This window comes from Pseudogracilibacillus auburnensis (genome assembly GCF_003201975.1).
Lineage (GTDB): Bacteria > Bacillota > Bacilli > Bacillales > Amphibacillaceae > Pseudogracilibacillus > Pseudogracilibacillus auburnensis.
Genome location: NZ_QJJQ01000011.1, coordinates 132616 through 151066, shown reverse-complemented (window position 1 = coordinate 151066; position 18451 = coordinate 132616). Strand labels below are relative to the sequence as shown.

18 protein-coding genes and 2 pseudogenes are annotated in these 18451 nt (G+C 34.7%); 16 read left to right on the top strand and 4 right to left on the bottom strand.

The window, feature by feature from the left end:
- Positions 1–9 precede the first annotated feature (9 nt).
- Positions 10–1185 carry a cystathionine gamma-synthase family protein gene (locus DFR56_RS15100; protein WP_110396278.1) on the bottom strand — a complete coding sequence of 392 codons (1176 nt, stop codon included), beginning with the start codon at positions 1183–1185 and terminating at the stop codon, positions 10–12.
- Positions 1186–2078: 893 nt separating this feature from the next.
- On the opposite strand from DFR56_RS15100, the gene DFR56_RS15095 reads away from it, so the two are divergent.
- The 3 genes from DFR56_RS15095 (at position 2079) to DFR56_RS15085 (ending at position 4602) form a co-directional block, all read left to right on the top strand.
- Positions 2079–2999 (top strand): class I SAM-dependent methyltransferase, encoded by a 921-nt coding sequence (locus DFR56_RS15095; RefSeq protein ID WP_110396277.1) that lies wholly within the window; start codon positions 2079–2081, stop codon positions 2997–2999.
- A 119-nt stretch (positions 3000–3118) separates the two neighbouring features.
- Positions 3119–4054, top strand: a complete 936-nt coding sequence (locus DFR56_RS15090; protein ID WP_244916545.1) for a class I SAM-dependent methyltransferase — start codon at positions 3119–3121, stop codon at positions 4052–4054.
- A gap of 47 nt (positions 4055–4101) precedes the next feature.
- Positions 4102–4602: a GyrI-like domain-containing protein gene (locus DFR56_RS15085; RefSeq protein ID WP_110396276.1), complete on the top strand. Its 501-nt coding sequence runs from the start codon at positions 4102–4104 to the stop codon at positions 4600–4602.
- Positions 4603–4695: 93 nt separating this feature from the next.
- Here the strand turns inward: DFR56_RS15085 and DFR56_RS15080 are convergent, their stop codons facing one another.
- Positions 4696–5133, bottom strand: coding sequence for an Rrf2 family transcriptional regulator (locus DFR56_RS15080; RefSeq protein WP_110396275.1), 438 nt, complete (start codon positions 5131–5133; stop codon positions 4696–4698).
- A 179-nt stretch (positions 5134–5312) separates the two neighbouring features.
- On the opposite strand from DFR56_RS15080, the gene DFR56_RS15075 reads away from it, so the two are divergent.
- A complete protein-coding gene (locus DFR56_RS15075; protein WP_110396274.1) occupies positions 5313–5954 on the top strand; it encodes an NAD(P)-dependent oxidoreductase in 642 nt (213 codons plus the stop codon).
- 238 nt (positions 5955–6192) lie between these two features.
- Here the strand turns inward: DFR56_RS15075 and DFR56_RS15070 are convergent, their stop codons facing one another.
- Positions 6193–6819 carry a helix-turn-helix transcriptional regulator gene (locus tag DFR56_RS15070; protein ID WP_110396273.1) on the bottom strand — a complete coding sequence of 209 codons (627 nt, stop codon included), beginning with the start codon at positions 6817–6819 and terminating at the stop codon, positions 6193–6195.
- Positions 6820–7008: 189 nt separating this feature from the next.
- Here DFR56_RS15070 and DFR56_RS23730 point away from each other — a divergent pair, with 189 nt between their 5' ends.
- From DFR56_RS23730 to DFR56_RS15015, 12 genes and pseudogenes are all read left to right on the top strand, one after another.
- Positions 7009–7509 carry a beta-eliminating lyase-related protein gene (locus tag DFR56_RS23730; protein WP_280523464.1) on the top strand — a complete coding sequence of 167 codons (501 nt, stop codon included), beginning with the start codon at positions 7009–7011 and terminating at the stop codon, positions 7507–7509.
- Positions 7497–8390 carry a tryptophanase gene (locus DFR56_RS15065; RefSeq protein ID WP_280523463.1) on the top strand — a complete coding sequence of 298 codons (894 nt, stop codon included), beginning with the start codon at positions 7497–7499 and terminating at the stop codon, positions 8388–8390. The genes DFR56_RS23730 and DFR56_RS15065 overlap by 13 nt, the downstream gene beginning before the upstream one ends.
- 565 nt (positions 8391–8955) lie before the next feature.
- Complete coding sequence (locus DFR56_RS15060) at positions 8956–10305, top strand: sodium-dependent transporter (RefSeq protein ID WP_110396272.1); 1350 nt, start codon at positions 8956–8958, stop codon at positions 10303–10305.
- Between the two features lie 251 nt (positions 10306–10556).
- Positions 10557–10880 carry an ArsR/SmtB family transcription factor gene (locus DFR56_RS15055; RefSeq protein WP_244916544.1) on the top strand — a complete coding sequence of 108 codons (324 nt, stop codon included), beginning with the start codon at positions 10557–10559 and terminating at the stop codon, positions 10878–10880.
- A 71-nt stretch (positions 10881–10951) separates the two neighbouring features.
- Positions 10952–11862, top strand: a pseudogene (locus DFR56_RS15050) (cation diffusion facilitator family transporter).
- 62 nt (positions 11863–11924) lie between these two features.
- A complete protein-coding gene (locus DFR56_RS15045) occupies positions 11925–12962 on the top strand; it encodes a flavin-containing monooxygenase (protein WP_110396270.1) in 1038 nt (345 codons plus the stop codon).
- Positions 12963–13137: 175 nt separating this feature from the next.
- Positions 13138–13347 (top strand): copper chaperone CopZ, encoded by a 210-nt coding sequence (gene copZ, locus DFR56_RS15040; RefSeq protein ID WP_110396269.1) that lies wholly within the window; start codon positions 13138–13140, stop codon positions 13345–13347.
- A 475-nt stretch (positions 13348–13822) separates the two neighbouring features.
- A pseudogene (locus DFR56_RS15035) lies at positions 13823–14533 on the top strand (HAD-IC family P-type ATPase); the annotation flags it as partial.
- Positions 14534–14617: 84 nt separating this feature from the next.
- Positions 14618–14920, top strand: a complete 303-nt coding sequence (locus tag DFR56_RS15030) for a metal-sensitive transcriptional regulator (protein WP_110396268.1) — start codon at positions 14618–14620, stop codon at positions 14918–14920.
- 524 nt (positions 14921–15444) lie between these two features.
- A complete protein-coding gene (locus DFR56_RS15025; protein ID WP_110396267.1) occupies positions 15445–16056 on the top strand; it encodes an alpha/beta hydrolase in 612 nt (203 codons plus the stop codon).
- Positions 16057–16209: 153 nt separating this feature from the next.
- A complete protein-coding gene (locus DFR56_RS15020; protein ID WP_110396266.1) occupies positions 16210–16608 on the top strand; it encodes a phage holin family protein in 399 nt (132 codons plus the stop codon).
- Between the two features lie 76 nt (positions 16609–16684).
- On the top strand, positions 16685–17548 hold the full coding sequence (locus tag DFR56_RS15015) for an N-acetylmuramoyl-L-alanine amidase (RefSeq protein ID WP_110396265.1): 864 nt from the start codon (positions 16685–16687) through the stop codon (positions 17546–17548).
- Between the two features lie 270 nt (positions 17549–17818).
- Here the strand turns inward: DFR56_RS15015 and rpsD are convergent, their stop codons facing one another.
- The gene (rpsD, locus tag DFR56_RS15010; protein ID WP_110396264.1) at positions 17819–18421 is read right to left on the bottom strand and encodes a 30S ribosomal protein S4; all 603 of its coding nucleotides are present in this window, start codon (positions 18419–18421) and stop codon (positions 17819–17821) included.
- Between the last annotated feature and the right edge of the window lie 30 nt (positions 18422–18451).

The window sequence follows — 18451 nt, the reverse complement described above, 5'->3', positions numbered from 1 at the left end:
ATTTTACCTTTATTTTTCTTCAATTATTTTAAAGGCTTGTTGTAAGTCTTCAATTAAATCAGATGCATCCTCAATTCCCGTTGAATAACGAATTAATCCCTCTGGCATCCCCATCGCTTTTCGCTCTTCAAGCGTACATTCTGCATGACTTGTCGTATGAATTGGCCCAACAGTTGTTTCAACAGCCCCTAAATTTGCGGCTAGATGAGCAAATTTTAAATGTGGTAAAAATTCATTGACTGTTTTCATACCACCTTTTATTGAAAAGCTTAACAATCCTCCAAATCCACTCATTTGTTTTTTGGCTAATTCATGCTCACTATCATCTTCTAGTCCAGGGTAGTAAACCTCTTCAACTAATGGGTGTGTTTTTAAAAATTTTGCTACTGCATAAGCATTTTCATTTTGCCTTGTTATTCGTAAATGAAGTGTTTTCATTCCACGTATAAGAGAATATGCAGCATTTGGATCAAGCGGAGCACCAGTAATCATCCGATATTCATAAACCTTATTAATGATGTCGGTTGATCCACAGAGAATGCCACCCATTGCATCAGCATGTCCACCTAAGTATTTTGTGGCACTATGAACAACTAAATCCGCTCCTAGTTTGATAGGATTTTGGTTAATTGGTGTTGCCACCGTATTATCGACCATAACGATTGCACCGACATCGTGAGCGGCCCTTGCTAAACGGGTGATATCATTAATCTTCATTGTTGGATTTGTTGGTGTTTCTAGGTATAGTAAATGACACCCTTTTTTCATTTCTGCTTCAATCTCATGATGATTATTTGTTTCACATAAAGATACTTCAATACCAAACTTAGGTAAAAAGTCGAGGAAAAGTTTATTCGTTCCGCCATAAGTATCTTTAATTGATACAACCCGATCTCCAGGTTTTAGAAGAGAGAACAAAGTGTCATTAATTGCTGCCATACCAGTTGAAAAACTGATTGCTGCTTCAGCGTGCTCTAACATGCGAACTTTTTCTTCAAAAGCTTCTACTGTAGGGTTTTTATAACGCCCATAAATATATCCATCTTTTTTACCTTCTATTACATCTGACCATTCTTCAACATCATCGTAACCAAAAACAACACTTTGAATGATTGGAACTTGTGTTGCACCTGCGACGACATATTTTTCTTCTCCACTCCATACCGATTTTGTTGCACTATTCATGAACTCCACTCCTTAAAAATGATATAGATTAATTCTATGAATGCCCTTTCATCACCACCTTTGGAGGAAACTGATGTTTCCAACTAGCAAAATGGTAATCAATATTTCCTACCTAAAAGTTAGCACCTTCAAAATAAAATTTATTTGGAAAAACGATTAGATGTTCTTCTATTTAAACGTTTCTTCTAAAAAATATTTAATAGAATCAATTTCATCATTTAATATTTTAGTTAAAAATCCGAACAAGCGGGTAGGTGTTAAGCCTGCGTCAGTCCCAAGCCCTCGTAGCCTACCTGTACCTTTCCTCCTGTAACATACAATGTTTATTGCACCGAGTAGTCGCAGATGCAAAGGTCTGCGATAGGGCAAGCATTTAGCACAGTCCTTGGACGTAACCGCTTTTAGCCGACTAGGAGTCGACGACCTAGAGTAGAAGGCTTAGGTGGTAGTTAAAGTAACCGAATATTAGGACTTTTTAATATATCATGTTCGGATTTATCCTTGGTATTAGCATGTATGAAATTGACTCCATCATTAATTTTAAATGGTGCTTATTATTAATGATTCTATCATAATAACAGTTTAAACGGTTTAATGTTTTGTTTTATCATTAAAAAACGAAACAATAGTAATTTATATAATTAAATAATTAATATTGTTCAAAAAGTATGATGAAAAATGAAGGGTTACTGAATGATTGAAAGGAGAATAATCTTGATAAATATAGATAAAATCACAGTTTTGATCTATTGATTGGTAGTAAATAGGATGCTATTAATTTTGCTTGACAAAAATAATTATTTGTGCTAAAATCTACTTTTATACTAATTTAATATATAATAAGATTCTCCTGACCAGGGGAATCTTATTTTTTTTGAAGGAGTGTCTAATATATGAAAGAGGGAGAGTTCAGTTTAACTGCCTTAATATCTGCATTTGGGAGAGCTTACCATAGTAAATTTGATACGCCTAAAATATTTGATGATTATATGGCAGAAAAATTCATTTCACAACAGGAATTTAAGGATATAAAAGAGAATATGGTTAAAGGCATACAATTTTTCAGCAAAAATATTGCAGAAAAATATAAAGGGAATACTGAGGAACTATTAAAATGGATCACACAAGTTCAACTTTCACCAACACCACTTGCGCGGGCTGCATATTGTGAGGAAGTACTACTGCATGAAGTCAAATTAGGTGCAAAGCAATATGTTATACTTGGGGCTGGTTTAGACACATTTAGTTATCGACATCCTGAATTTGAAAATAGCTTAGAAATATTTGAAATTGATAACCCAACAACACAACAATTTAAACAGAACAGATTGAAGGAAGTCGAGTTGGATATTCCGAATAATCTTCATTTTACTCCGATGGATTTTACGAAAACCTTTACGTATAACGATTTGATCAATGAAGGGTTTACAAAACAGAAAACATTTATTAGTCTGTTAGGTGTTTCGTATTATTTAACAAAAACGGAACTTTCAAGCTTGCTGGAACATTTATTCTCTGAAATACCAGAAGGAAGTTCGATTGTCTTTGATTATGCTGATGAAAAACTTTTTGAAGAAAAAGGGGTATCAGGGCGAGTGGAAAATATGGTTAAAATGGCTGCAGCAAGTGGAGAGCCAATGAAGTCATGTTATTCTTATTCTGAAATCGAAAAAACAGTAGAAAAGTCGGGCTTGTTCATATATGAACATTTAACCCCCGCTGACATAAATGATCGATATTTTAAAAATAGAGATGATTATTTATCAGCCTTTGAAACGATTCATTACATGCATGTAGTAAAAAACAAACGGTAGTTGAGCATAACATAAATTGACTATGGATGGGGCAAGACCATTCATCATTTTATGGTCTTGCCAAAAATTTTAATGAAATGATATGAAAACTTGGTGATTTATAGCTAGGAGGGGAAAAGATGTTTACCATCGTAGACTTTCAAGACTTTGTTGAACAACAATTACACCATAACCGAAATAAGAGTCTTTTTTATGAGGGGGCAAATGGGCGTGTATTATTAAGTCCTTCCAAAGAATCGAAATATATATTCAACTATGTAGCTAGGGACATTTCATATTTTTTACAATCGGCATACTCAAATGGTACGATTCGCCAACTAATTACATACATCTCAGATAAAACAATTAAATTATTTATAGAGGCTAACCAGTACTTGGATTTTTCTTTTCAAGATAAATTCCAGCTACAAAAAATCTATAGTAAGTTAATGGAGAGAGTGTTTACGCTTAGTAAGCAAATAGAAATGACTGATGCAGAAATAGACGAATTATTTTATGCACACTATAAAAGCTTACAATTATTTTTATTACATTCAAATGGAAGTGCTATATGTTACAAATATAAAGAAAAGCCCCATGTATTCGACGTCAAGTGTGCTGAATACAGCCCTGAATTTCAAATGGAACTATTAAATATCGAGTTATCAACGATAAAAGAACCTGTTTTAGATATTGGGTGTGGAAAACAAGCAAACCTTGTTCATTATTTAAAGAAAAATGGTGTGGAAGCATATGGCATGGATAGAGATGTCCAAACTACAAACGACGTCGGTAAAATGAATTGGCTTGAATCTTCATTTGTTCCTAATGCTTGGGGTACGATCATTTCCCATATGGCATTTTCAAATCATTTTAAGCATCATCATTTAAGAGCCGATGGTAATGTTGAAAAATATGCCAAGACATATATGAACATATTACACTCTTTAAAACGGGAAGGAAGGTTTATTTATGCACCAAGTCTTTCGTTTATGGAAGACGTATTAATTTCATCTACTGACGGCTATCATGTAGAAACAAACGAGTTATGTACTCAAGTAATGAGAGTATTTTAATTTATTTGTATGATCATTTTAAATCAATCAAAAGGGGGAAATCTTAAATGGAAAAACAGGAGAATGATATTCATGTATCAACGAAACACGCTTTTCATGCACTAGGTATCAAATGGGAGGGTACATTTGTAGAAGCAGCGAATGGTAGTATTCGTACGATACAACAAGATGTAAAACGACGTTTACATGAAATCCCTCACATCGTACATCCAGAAACATTACTAGGATTGTCTTATCATGCGGTTCCGGACGGTTCTGGTTTTACCCATTATTCTGCCGTAGAAGTTGAATCTGTGAATCAGCTTCCAGACGGCATGATGAGCATTTCACTTCCGACATTAACCTATATAACGTATAACCACCATAAGGGGCAAGTTATAAGGGAATCTTATAACAAAGTGTATGATTGGATAAAATGTCATAACTATGAGGAAAACAATGTGAATCAATTAACCCATTTCGAACAATATCCAATGAAGCAAGATCCTTTTGATACAGATCCGGAGTTTATGATAATGATTCCAGTAAAAAAGGTAAATCTTCTATGAAAGTAGTTCATCGTGCCGAAAGCGAACTGGCAACAGAATATAGGAAGATGTTTGACTAGGTCAAAAGTCAACTGTCCCTTCTTCTAATTAGCATCAGTGTATATTACTGTCTGTATTAGGAATATCCTTTACAATATCTTCTATCGTTACATTTTCTAACACTTTTTCCATTGCTAGTTGAGCAGCATTAAAAATAGGTTCAATTGTATGTTGAATGTTTTTACCTACAGGACATTGTGGATTTGGATTTCCATGTAAGCTAAACAATTCCTTATCTTTTACAACATTAACAGCTTTATAAACATCATAAAGGGTAATATTAGATAATTCTTTGCCAAGCTTAGCACCTGCAACTCCTGGTCGAACACTGACTAATCCCGCTTTTTTGAGCATCCCCATTATTTTTCTCACAACAACTGGGTTCGTATTCACACTGGAAGCTAAAAATTCCGAAGTATTTGTGCCATCCTTATTTAATCCAAGTAAAGTTAATAGATGAATCCCAACAGAAAATCTACTGCTTATGGACATACTATAATCACCTATCTTTCGATAACTGTAATCAAGTTGATTACAGTTATAGTATACATCAAATAAGTGAAAATGATAAACAATGTAATTGACTTCACATTAAGTTGTAACTATAATTATTACATGTAACTGTTTCAGTTACATGTAGCGTGTCATATATCTTTTAGGAGGGTCTTAAATTGAAAATAGGAATTATTGGTGCAAGCGGAAAAGCTGGGAGTCTTATTCTTAAAGAAGCGGTTGAAAGAGGACATGATATTACTGCAATTGTTAGAGATGCATCGAAAATAAAAAATAAACAAGTTGCTGTGGTAGAAAAGAATATATTTGATTTAAAAACAGAGGATCTAAAGAATTTTGCTGTGATTGTCAATGCGTTCAATGCTACTCCTGGAAATGAACATGAACATATTGAAGCGGGTAAAATCTTAATAGATGCATTAACAGGGGAGCCAAATACACGTTTAATCGTTGTTGGTGGGGCAGGAAGCTTATTTATAGATGAGGCAAAAACAGTTAGAGTGATGGACACTCCTGATTTTCCAAAATCCTATTTACCAGTAGCAACTAACATGGGTAAAAATCTAGAAGATCTACAAAAAGCGAGTGGAATTAATTGGACGTATATAAGCCCCGCTGGATTTTTTGACCCAGAAGGTAAACGGACAGGCTCTTACGAAAAAGGAGGAGAACAGCTCCTATTGAATTCAAAAGGTGAAAGTTATATTAGCTACGCTGATTATGCACTTGCCGTTTTAGACGAAATTGACAATCCACAACATGAAAATGAACGTTTTTCAGTCGTTGGAGAAGCTGAATAATTTATGCAATAAGTCATTAATTACTGCAAGAAGATTGAAAGTATCTATACAAACGCTTGACTCATAATGGGTCAAGCGTTTGTATTATTTTGGAGAATTAAAAACTCAAACTAGAATCATTCGATGGTTAAAAAAGTTCACAGCTGTAATGCAATATGATCAAGCCTAAAGAATGTTGAACAAGATGCCTAAAAATATATGTACTATTACTAGCATGCTTATCGAGAAACACTATTGCTTATAACTTATTAATATAACGATAGATAGATGTCTCAGATGTATCCAATAACTTTGCCAATTCAGGGATTGACCCCTTAATTAAAAAAGTCCCTTTTTCGTCCAATGTTCGTATTAATTCTATTTTTTCTTCGTGAGATAAACGTTCAGGAGGAATATCGTACTTCTTGATAGCGTCCATAATAGTTGTGTTCATTAAATCCTCAAATGACACATTAAAGCTTTCATAAAACTCTTCTCTCGAATCCTCGTTACTGGTAGAACCACTAATTAAATTATTTAATACATCACGTAATTCAATTAAAGGACTTACTGAATAATTTATTGTTAACATCCCAATCAATTCTAATTGATCATTTTTAATAAAATGGGTTGCAGATCGTAATTTTTTATGCTCACTTGAAAATGCTCTGTAATTAATGATGGAGTCTTTTTCTTTATACAATTTATTGTCTAAGAATTTCTTTTCAACAGAACTAAGTGGACTGCCAATTTTTATATGATTATGATGAGCATTTTTTACAAACACAACTTTTTCTTTCGTAGAATCACTTAAAATTACCTCACAATCTTCCCCTAGGTAATCAGATAAGAATGTGGCAATTGGGATAAATGATTGAATATCCATATAACCTCTCCTTTCTATTACTTAAGTATAAAGTTAGCACACTTCATAGTAAAGGCTGATACCAATTAGAAAATAACCTTTTAAAATTTGTAAAAAAACAATTGATTATTTTTTGACATTATGATAATATTTTTACACGGCGATAAAAAAACAACAAACCGAAGTAAAATTACCAAGGAGGTTTTCATAATGAAATTTATGACAGCGGAACCATTTAGAATAAAAATGGTCGAAAGAGTAAAAAAGACAACGAAAGAAGAAAGACAGAAATGGTTAAAAGAGGCAGGTTATAATGCTTTTAAAATTAAAGCTGAAAATGTTTATATAGATTGTTTAACAGATAGCGGGACTTCTGCGATGAGCAGTGAGCAATGGGCTGCACTAATGCTAGGGGATGAATCTTATGCAGGTTCAAAGAGCTTTTTTAAACTAGAATCATCTGTACAAGATATTTTTGGATTACCATATGTTCAACCGACACACCAGGGGCGTGCAGCTGACTATATCATGGCAAAGTTATACGCTAAAGAAGGTAAATATGCAATTGGTAATATGCATTTTGATACATTTAGAGGGAATGCGGAAGTGTTAGGTGCCCTAGCTGTAGATTATGTTGTCGATGAGGGAAAAGATACGACAAGTCCACCACAACCATTTAAGGGAAATATTGATATAAAATGCAATGTTTGATTGATGAAAAAGGTTCCGAAAATGTTTCTGTTGTTATTATTACGGTAACGTGCAATAACAATGGTGGACAACCAGTCTCCATGCAAAATATTAAAGAAGTAAGTGAATTAGCAAAAAAATATAATATACCAGTAGTTATTGATGCTGCTCGTTTAGCTGAAAATGCATACTTTATCCAACAGAGAGAAGAAGGATATAAAAATAAATCAATTAAAGAGATTACGAGAGAAATGTTTTCCTATTGCGAAACAGCTACAATGAGCTCCAAAAAAGATGGAATGGTAAATATTGGAGGGTTGTTTGTTACAAAAAATGAAGATATATTTAAAATGGCACAACAATTAGCCATCGTCCATGAAGGATTTATTACCTATGGCGGACTAACTGGACGTGATTTGGAAGCGCTCGCTGTTGGTCTTCAAGAAGGTTGCGATCCTCACTACTTGGAATATAGAATCAATCAAGTTAAATATCTAGGAGACCAGTTAGAAGAAAAAGGCGTGCCAATCGTGAGACCAACTGGAGGACACGGGGTGTATGTAGATGGGAGAAGATTTTTCCCACATATTCCACAACATGAATTTCCTTCTCAAAGACTTGTTACGGCTTTATATGAGGAAGCAGGAGTACGAGCGGTTGAGCTAGGGGCATGTGCATTTGGTTCAAAAGATCCAGAAACAGGTGATCCAATATGGCCTGAAGTGGAAACGATGAGAATAGGTATTTCCAGAAGAGTATATACAAATAGCCATATGGATGTTATAGCTAATGCATTGGGAGAAATCTATAAAAATCGTGATAATTACAAAGGCTTAAAACTAGTATATGAAGGACCAATCGTATCGCTTAGACACTTTACAGCTGGATTTGAATTATTGTAAAAACATGTGTTCAAAAAGTCGATAAAAGAAAATCTAAGAAGTTCCACTGGCTAAAAACGCCATGTCCTGGGATTCCGCTGAATGCTCATCCCATCGAAGTGCTTTGGGATTCCGCTGAATGCTCATCCCATCGAAGTACTTTGGGATTCCGCTGAATGCTCATCCCATCGAAGTGCTTTGGGACAAACGAAAGTGCAAATGCTCTTCGATGGGACGAGTAAGCGCAGTCCCAGGACGTGGGCGAATTGTTAACGGAAGATCCTCTAAAGCTTTTTATATACGCGAGTACGTAAAAAAGCAAGCTTAGAAAACTTGGCTTTCGCTACGCTTTTACAGCGAATGTCTTAGCTGCCAACGTAGAAATTCGATGTGTCATTTTTGTTGGACTTTTGAACAACCTCTAAAAGATAAAAATAAAGATGTGCATAAATGCTACTTATTTAAAATGGAAACATGATAGTAGTATTTATGTACTCTTCAAGATAATTTGTAAGCGATTAAATTGTAAAAATAGGCGAATGAATCAGCTTTAAAAATTCTGAATTTTTAAAAAGGACGTGGCGATGTGAAAAATGGAAGAGAAACGTTTTCTTCAAACTATGGTTTTATATTATCTTGTATTGGTGCTGCGGTAGGCCTAGGTGCAGTATGGAAATTCCCCTATACAGTAGGTCAATATGGTGGGGGAGCATTCCTGCTAATTTTCTTAATTGCCCTAATGGTCATTGCAACTCCAATCTTAATGATTGAATTTGCAATAGGGAGAAAAACGAAGTTAAATTATCAAGGGGCGCTTAAAAAGTTATTCCCGGGTAAAAAGTGGTACTTAATTGGTGTTATTGGATTAGTAGCATTAATTATCGTATTGTCCTTTTATATGGGGGTATCAGGTTGGACGTTAGCGTATTTGTTTAAATCCATCATGGGATCCTATGCTAGCTTACCAGCTGAAGAAATAGCGAACAATTTTGGGGAATTTTTAAACTCACCTGTTGAAATTTTATTTTGGCAATTAATGATGACAGTTTGCACAGGAGTAATAGTTGCTAAAGGTATTCAAAATGGAATAGAAAAAGTTAGTAAAGTCTTAATTCCCATGTTGTTGATTATGATCATCGTGCTAGGAGTGAAAGCGATAACATTACCTGGTGCACAAGCTGGATTGGAGTTTTATTTAAAGCCAGACTTTGGTGCCCTATCTGTAGAAGGGATTCTAGCAGCAATTGGACTGGCATTTTTCACATTAGGCGTAGGTACTGGTAATTTAGTGATCTTCGGCAGTTATCTAGACAGTTCCAGAACGATTGCTAGTAGCACATTTATCGTCGTCTTGAGTCAAGTTTTTGTCGCAATTTTAATGGGATTCATTATTTTCCCTGGTGTGTTTGCATATGGAGTTGAACCTTCATCCGGTCCGCCATTAGTTTTTATTACATTACCAATCATCTTTGCTCAAATGGATTTCGGAATGTTTTTTGCTATTCTGTTTTATTTACTTCTATTCTTTGCCTGTCTCACATCCACCATTGCAATATTAGAAGCAATTGTAGGATATTTTGTAGATGAGTGGAAATGGGCAAGGAAAAAGACTGTATTCATTACATTAACAGGTATATATCTAATCGGTGTTTTCCAAATGCTGTCATTTGGTCCTTTATCCGATGTAACTATATTTGGCAAAACAATATTTGACCTGTCAGATTATATCGTTACTAATATTTTATTACCTGGTGGTGGTTTGGCTTTATTGATTTTTACAGGGTGGATGTGGAAACCAAAATTACTATTTGATGAAATTAATATTGGAAAAGGTATAAAAATGGATTACCGTTCTTTTCACATTACGGTAAAATTTATTGCACCAATCGCGTTATTGATTGTTTATTTACAACTGTTGGGCATCATTAAGGTGTAATAAATAATTTCCAATCTGAATTCATAAAATGTAACGTCTCCTAATGAGTATAGAGTCAATATAGTATATATCCCTTTTCTAAGTGAGAAAATATAGGAAAGGGATGTTTTGTATGAGAGTGATTTAAAAGGGATGGCATTTTCTTAAACTGGAAAATCAGTGGTACGAGATCCTTAAAGATAAAAAATTATTATTGAAATTTATATGTGTGTATGGTAATATGTACATATATCGTAGTGGGAGTATACATATTGAAGAAAAATGAAACGATACAGCAGACTAAAGTGAATAACTTAGATGAAGAAACATTATTTGTCGTTTCACAAACGTTTAAAGCGCTTGGGGATCCAACAAGATTACGTATATTACATCTTCTTCATCAAAAAGAAAGCTCTGTAAATGAAATCGCAAATACTTTAGATTTACGACAATCAACTGTTTCACACCAACTAAGCTTCTTGAAAAATTTACGACTAGTGAAAAACCGTCGAGCTGGGACAACGATATTTTATTCACATGACGATGGACATGTTATACAAATTCTAGAGCAAATGATAGCACACGCAAGACATTAAAATTTTTTGGCTTATATATGAGTATATGATCATATATATGAGTTGTTTGTTAAAAATAGGAGGTTTTTCGAATGGGACATAATCACAGCCATGACCACACATGGTGCAAATAAAAAAGTATTAATGATTAGTTTCTTTTATTGTTACAAGTTATATGATTGTTGAAGTGGTAGGGGGATTGTTAACAAACAGTCTTGCTCTATTATCAGATGCTGAACATATGTTAAGTGATGCTGTTTCCTTAGGGATTGGGTTGCTCGCATTTACATTAGGTGAACGAGTTGCAAATTACAGCAAAACATATGGTTATAAACGAATTGAAATACTAGCAGCGGTTTTTACCCTTATTATTATCGCATTATACATTTTCTATGAAGCACTGAAGCGGTTCACGAATCCACCAGAAGTAGCATCAAATGGAATGTTAATTATTGCAGTTATCGGATTAGTAGTAAACATTTTTGTTGCTTTGCTCTTAATGCGTAGAGCTGATACAAAAGAAAATCTAAATTTAAGAGCTGCTTACTTACACGTAATCGGTGATATGTTAGGATCTATCGGCGCTATTATTGCCGCCTTACTTATCATGATTTTCAATTGGGGTTGGGCTGATCCATTGGCAAGTGTTATCGTTGCAATATTAGTATTAGTAAGTGGTTTTCGTATTTCCAAGGACGCCTTACATGTATTAATGGAAGGAACACCTAAAAACATGGAGATGAATGATATTCTTGCTGCAATTAGTGATATAAAAGGAATTATTAGTATTCATGATCTACATGTATGGAGTATTACGAGCGGAAAACATGCACTTTCCTGTCATGTAGTTGTTGATGGCAATATGATGGTAGAAGATAGTCAAGCATTGCTTCGTAAGTTAGAAGGTACTTTACACCATGTAGGAATTGATCATGTGACGATTCAAATAGAAGATCAAAACCATCCCCATCACAATGTAGTTATGTGCCAAATGGCTACTTAGTTGCCAATGCATTAGCATGAATGAAATGGAGCCATAAAAATAAGACTTGGAGGATAGATACAGTGGCAAAATATTACGATACAATCATTATTGGGGCAGGACAAGCAGGATTAGCAATGGGATACTATATAAAAAAGAATCATTCCACTTTTATCATACTTGAGAAAAACAAGCGAGTTGGAGATTCTTGGAGAAATAGATATGATTCATTAATGCTTTTTACTCCAAGATCTTATAGTGCATTACCAGGATTGAGGTTACAAGGGGAGCAGAGTGAATATCCTACAAAAGATGAAGTAGCCAACTATTTGGAAGACTATTCAAATAAATTTACTATACCAATCCAATTCAATACAAGTGTGAAAGGAATACAAAAAATAGATGAAACATTTCAAATTCTAACAACATCAGGAGGGATATATTTTTCTAAGAATGTGATTGTTGCAACTGGTCCATTTCAACAGCCTTTTTATCCTGATTTTGAGAAACATGTACCAAATAATATTTTTCAAATCCATTCTGCTCATTATAAAAACCCTAACCAATTATCTAAAGAAACGACAGTTGTTGTAGGTGGAGGAAATTCTGGCATGCAAATAGCGACAGAATTGTCATTAGATAGGGAAGTGTATTTATCTATCAGCAAAAAGCCAAAGTTTTTTCCTTATGAAATGTGGAACCGCAGCATTTTTTGGTGGTTTGATCTGTTGGGAATATCTAAAGCAACTGTTCACTCGAAAATAGGGAAGTTTATTAGGAAAAATGATCCTATTATCGGCAGGGAGAGCAAGCAGTTAATCGATTCAGGTAGAATAAAATTACTAACAAGAGCAACAATTTGGAAAGGGGAAAAAATGTTTTTTGAAGATGGTACATTTATTAAACCTAAAAATATTATTTGGGCGACAGGTTATTACTCGGACTATAAATGGATTGATATCCCGGAAGTCTTTACTATAAATGGTAATCCAATACATACGAGAGGGATTACTACAGAACAAGGTTTATATTTTTTGGGTTTGTCATGGCAATATAAAAGAAGTTCTGCTTTATTAAATGGTGTAGGGGGAGATGCAGCATTTATTGCTTCCAAATTATGATTTGCATTAAAAGGAACCATACAAAAGTCAATAATCTGTCAAAATGGCGATAACAACTATCTAATACTATTTTGAAGGAAAATATGATATTGATATAAGACGTAATCAATTTTTTTCCTTGATATACAGTATAGGGGTATGCTAATATAGCGTTGAATAAAAGGAGGTCATTATAATGGTACAAACTACATTACATGTTCAAGGGATGTCATGTGGACATTGTGTGAAGGCAGTTGAAGGAAGTGTTAGTGCATTAAACGGTGTGAAGTCTGTTCATGTGCATTTAGATGAACAGACTGTTGATATAAATTTCGATTCAAACCTAGTTAGTATAGAAGAAATAAAAAATGAGATCGAAGAGCAAGGATACGAGATAGAAAAGTAAGCATATTTGATAAAATCATACCTCTTGGTATGGTTTTTTATATTTAACCATCGTCTATTCTTAAAATGAATTATCCTCATTATGATAGGAAATAATATCCTTACAGAGGGCTTATTACTATGTGCAAAAAAGAAAATGAAACAACTCGGCATACTATATGGGAGTAAATATAATGGTGATATTAGTTTAACTGAAAAATAAAGACGTTAGAAGTAGTGTTCTGCTATAATGGTCAATTTGGTTGGAACTTGTGAGCGAACAAAAGAAGTAACGTATTTTAACATAAGATTTATATACATTTAGTTTGGGAAGATAAATGTGCATAAGCAATGATGACTATTTTTTAACACATTTACATACCCCTTCCATGTATGGGAGGGGAAAGAAATGACATTAAAAGAAAGTACATTACAAATTAGTGGGATGACCTGTACTACTTATGCCTCTCGAGTAGAAAAAAGTGATTGTCAAATGACGTGCGGCCGAACTTAGACTCCTGTTTAAAGGGGGAGAACATTTAGAACGAACACAATCTATTGATACCGTCGTACTAGATAAAACGGGAACAGTAAAAAAAGGAGAGCCGATGCTAACAGATATTGTTATAGCAGATGGTTTTCAAGAAAAAGATGTATTACAATTAGTAGGAGCTGCGGAAAATCAATCAGAACATCCATTAGCTCAAGCGATTGTCAATGGAGTAAAGGAAAAAGATATAGCCTTACTTGAAGCAGAAAGCTTTGAGTCTATACCAGGTTACGGTATCCGTATAGTTATTGTCGAAGTTTTGCCAGATTAAAAAAGTGCCGAAATCCAAAAACTCCAAGCACAAGGAAAAAAGGTGGCCATGGTTGGTGATGGAATCAATGATGCTCCAGCACTCGCAATGACAGATATAGGAATGGCAGTTGGAACAGGTACCGATATTGCGATTGAAGCGGCAGATATTACACTTATGCGTGATGATTTAAATAGTGTAATTGATGCAGTGCTCTTAAGTAAAAACGATGCGTAATATTAAAGAGAATCTATTTTTCGCATTTATTTATAATAATATTGGAATTCCGATCGCAGCTCTCGGTTTACTTGCTCCATGGGTTGCTGGTGCTGCAATGGCATTTAGCTCTGTATAAGTAGTGTTAACCCCTTACGCTTACAACGTGTCAATTTGCACAAAAGATTTTAGTTTTCCGAAGAACAGTGATTAAAAAAATGTAAATATGTTAGGATAAGGGATTGACTCTCTTTGATAAGGAAAGGAGTAGAGTAAATGGATAAATTTCTCCATGAAGAGCCAATAGTACCAAGAACAAATGAAGAAAAACAAGCAGTAATTAATCGATTGAAACGAATTGAAGGACAAGTGAGGGGAATTCAACGGATGGTAGAAGAAGATCGTTACTGTATTGAAATATTAGTTCAAATAAGTGCGATTAATGCTGCCCTAAAAAAAGTTGGATATTCTATTACGGAAAGGCATATGAAACATTGTGTTCACCGAGCGATTAATGATGGTGAAGGAGAAAATGTAATCGACGAACTACTAGAGATAATGAAGCACTTTTCAAAATAAATTAGGATAAAAGTTAATGGAAAGATCCTTAATCGTCGATAACATCATGAATAAAAATTATTTATGATGAATGACGAAGGATCTTTTTGGGGTGAAAAGAGACTTGTCTTACAGTTCACTGGCTAAAGACGCGACGTCCTGGGACTCCGCTAAATGCTCGTCCCACCGAAAAGCATTGTCGCAACGCCAGTACTAGCACGTCCTGTGCGTCGTAAGTGTAACTAATGCCGGGTGATAAGTGAAGTTTCCTAATTTAATATGCTGTACTAGGTGAGTTCATTTTTTTGAAATGCTAATAATGATCCAAAAGTTAATACAGTTGACAAAAGAATGCCATTGATTATATAATTATCTCGAATTCGAGGTAATTATATAAGTAACTTCCTTTGGATTTATTATTTAAAAATAGAACATATGTTAACAATTACTTTTTCAATCAATGAATTTAGAAAATGTATTTTTTAATCAAATAGAAGATACTTGGTCTCTCCAGTAGAGATTTGGTTTCTAGAAGGAGAATAAGAATGAAACATATTTTTGAAAAAGGAAAAGAATCCAGTAGACCTACTTTATTATTACTTCATGGAACGGGAGGAAATGAAAGAGACTTACTGCCGATTGCAGAGAGAATTGATGCGAATGCTTCAGTCCTAGGTGTTCGGGGGAATGTTTTAGAAAATGGAATGCCACGCTTTTTTAAGAGAATCACGGAAGGAATATTCGATGAAGAAGACCTTGTATTTCGTACGAATGAGTTAAATAAGTTCCTTGATGAAGCCGCCCAAAAATATGATTTTGATCGAAATAATATCATTGCTATTGGGTATTCAAATGGTGCCAACATTGCTGCTAGTTTATTATTTCATTTTGAACATGCACTAAAAGGGGCCATTCTTCACCATCCAATGGTCCCGAGAAGGGGAGTCAAGATTCCTGATTTGTCAGGGAAATCCGTGTTTATAGCGGCGGGAACAAATGATCCAATTTGTTCACCAGAAGAATCAAAAGAATTACAACTGTTATTGGAAAAAGCTAATGCAAAAGTGGAAATCCATTGGGAAAATAAAGGCCATCAATTGACTTGGGAGGAAGTAGAGGCCGCTAGTGGATGGTATGACGTTATAAACCAGTACTGAAAATTAAAGAACGACTATAATGAAAGAGGAATTTGATTCATCTGTATAAAGGGTATCTAAACGATACTCTTTTTTATGTCAAAATACCGATTAACATTGCCGTTACTAGTTAGACAGGCATTTCATAGAATAAATCAAAGGAGTGATGCAATAATGGAAACTTTATTTAAATCATTTGTTGCTATTGTTGGGGCGATCGTTACATTTTTACTAGGAGGTTGGTCGTCTTTGCTGCAGGTACTAGTATTATTTATTGCACTTGATTATATTTTAGGAGTTTTGGTAGCTGCAAGTTTCGGAAAACTAAACAGCAAAATTGGTTTTATAGGAATTACTAAAAAAGTGATGATTTTGGCGCTAGTAGCTATCGCATATTCGATCGACAAAATGATGGGCGATGGTACGTTTATACGTGATGCAGTCATCTTTTTTTATTTAGCAAATGAGTTGCTAAGCATTTTAGAAACTGCAGGGAAGACGAATTTACCGATTCCATCAATACTAAAAAAGGCAGTAGAAACACTCAGTAGTAAATCAAATAGTAACGAATAAATCGTTACTATTCATTTGGTTATTAGCATGTACAGGCATTTTTAATAAACATAAAGTAAACTAAGGAGTGATATAAATGATTAAAATATTTATTGACCCAGGCCACGGTGGTAGTGATCTAGGAGCAGTTGGCAATGGATTAAGGGAAAAGGATGTAACGTTAAATATCTCTAAGCGGATTAGAAAATATGTAAATGATCATTTTGAAGGCCATAGTATTCGAATGTCACGTTCAGATGATCAAACAGTGTCACTATCACAACGTACCACGTTAGCTAATAATTGGGGAGCAGATGTATTCGTAAGTGTTCATGTCAATGCAGGTGGTGGAACAGGATATGAAGACTTCATTCATCGTTCTTTATCGAATACTTCTAGTACTGCAAAGCTACGAGATATTATCCATGCGGAAATTGTTAAGCAAGTTGATTGGCGTAATAGAGGGAAGAAAAAAGCTAATTTTGCAGTATTAAGAACTAGCAAAATGTCCGCTATGTTAACGGAAAACGGCTTTATCGATACAAAAGCAGATGCAGATAAATTAAAGTCAAGTGCTTTTTTAAACAGAATTGCCAAAGGACATGGTGAAGGTATTGCAAAAGCATTTAATTTAAAGCGTAAATCTAGTGGTAGTAATGCTGACAGTTCAAACCCTAGTGGATCAACTAGTAATTCCGGTTCTAATGAAAATTCTACTATTAAATGGTTAGGCACGGATCAAAAGGGACGTAGGGTTGAGTCCATTTATCGTGGTTCTGACGGACTGAATTACTACGATAGTCCGCGTTGGAGTAATCCAAGTGGAATTTTTAATTACGGTCAAGGCTGGATAATCGATAATAAGTATGTAGTAGATGGGTACCCGATGTATCGAGTGCAAAACTCTAGAAAACAGTTATTTTGGATTACAGCCAGTAGTAAATATGTAAGAGTGATATAAAGTCAAAACCTTTCGAAAGTGAGTGGATTCGTTAATAGGTTGGAATAGATACAATCATAATATTTATGGCAGTAAAAATAAGAAAAGAAACAAATGCTTAATGACAATCTTGGATTTACTTACTATCTGCTCACTTATTTTTTAGCCCCTACTACTTTAAAAACTAGTTGCCACCACGTTCCATTTTACCTCGGAAAAATAAAAAAGCCTTGAATTGCTGTTGTATCAACAATTCTAAGGCTTTTCATGCTTGTTTTTCGTTGTGAAAAATTAACGTGAGTAGAACTCAACGATTAGTGCTTCGTTAATTTCAGCTGGTAATTCAGCACGCTCAGGTAGGCGTGTATATACGCCTTCTAATTTATCTGCATCAAAAGTTAAGTAATCTGGAACAAAGTTGTTCACTTCGATTGCTTCTTTAATGATATCAAGATTACGAGCTTTTTCACGAACACTAATTACTTGGCTTGGTTTTACGCGGTATGATGGAATATCAACGCGACGACCATCAACAGTAATATGACCGTGATTTACAAGCTGACGTGCTTGACGGCGAGTACGAGCAAGACCAAGACGATAAACAAGGTTATCTAGACGTGATTCCAAAAGAACCATGAAGTTTTCCCCGTGAATCCCTTTCATCTTACCAGCTTCAGCAAATAACGTACGGAATTGACGCTCATTTAAACCGTACATAAAACGTAATTTTTGTTTTTCTTGTTGCTGTAAGCCATACTCCGAAATTTTACGGCGTTGGTTTGCACCGTGTTGACCTGGTGCGTAAGGACGTTTTGCAAGCTCCTTACCAGTTCCTGTTAACGAAATGCCAAGACGACGAGATTTTTTCCATAAAGATCCAGTAAATCGTGCCATGAGACATTTCCTCCTTTATTATATACTTGC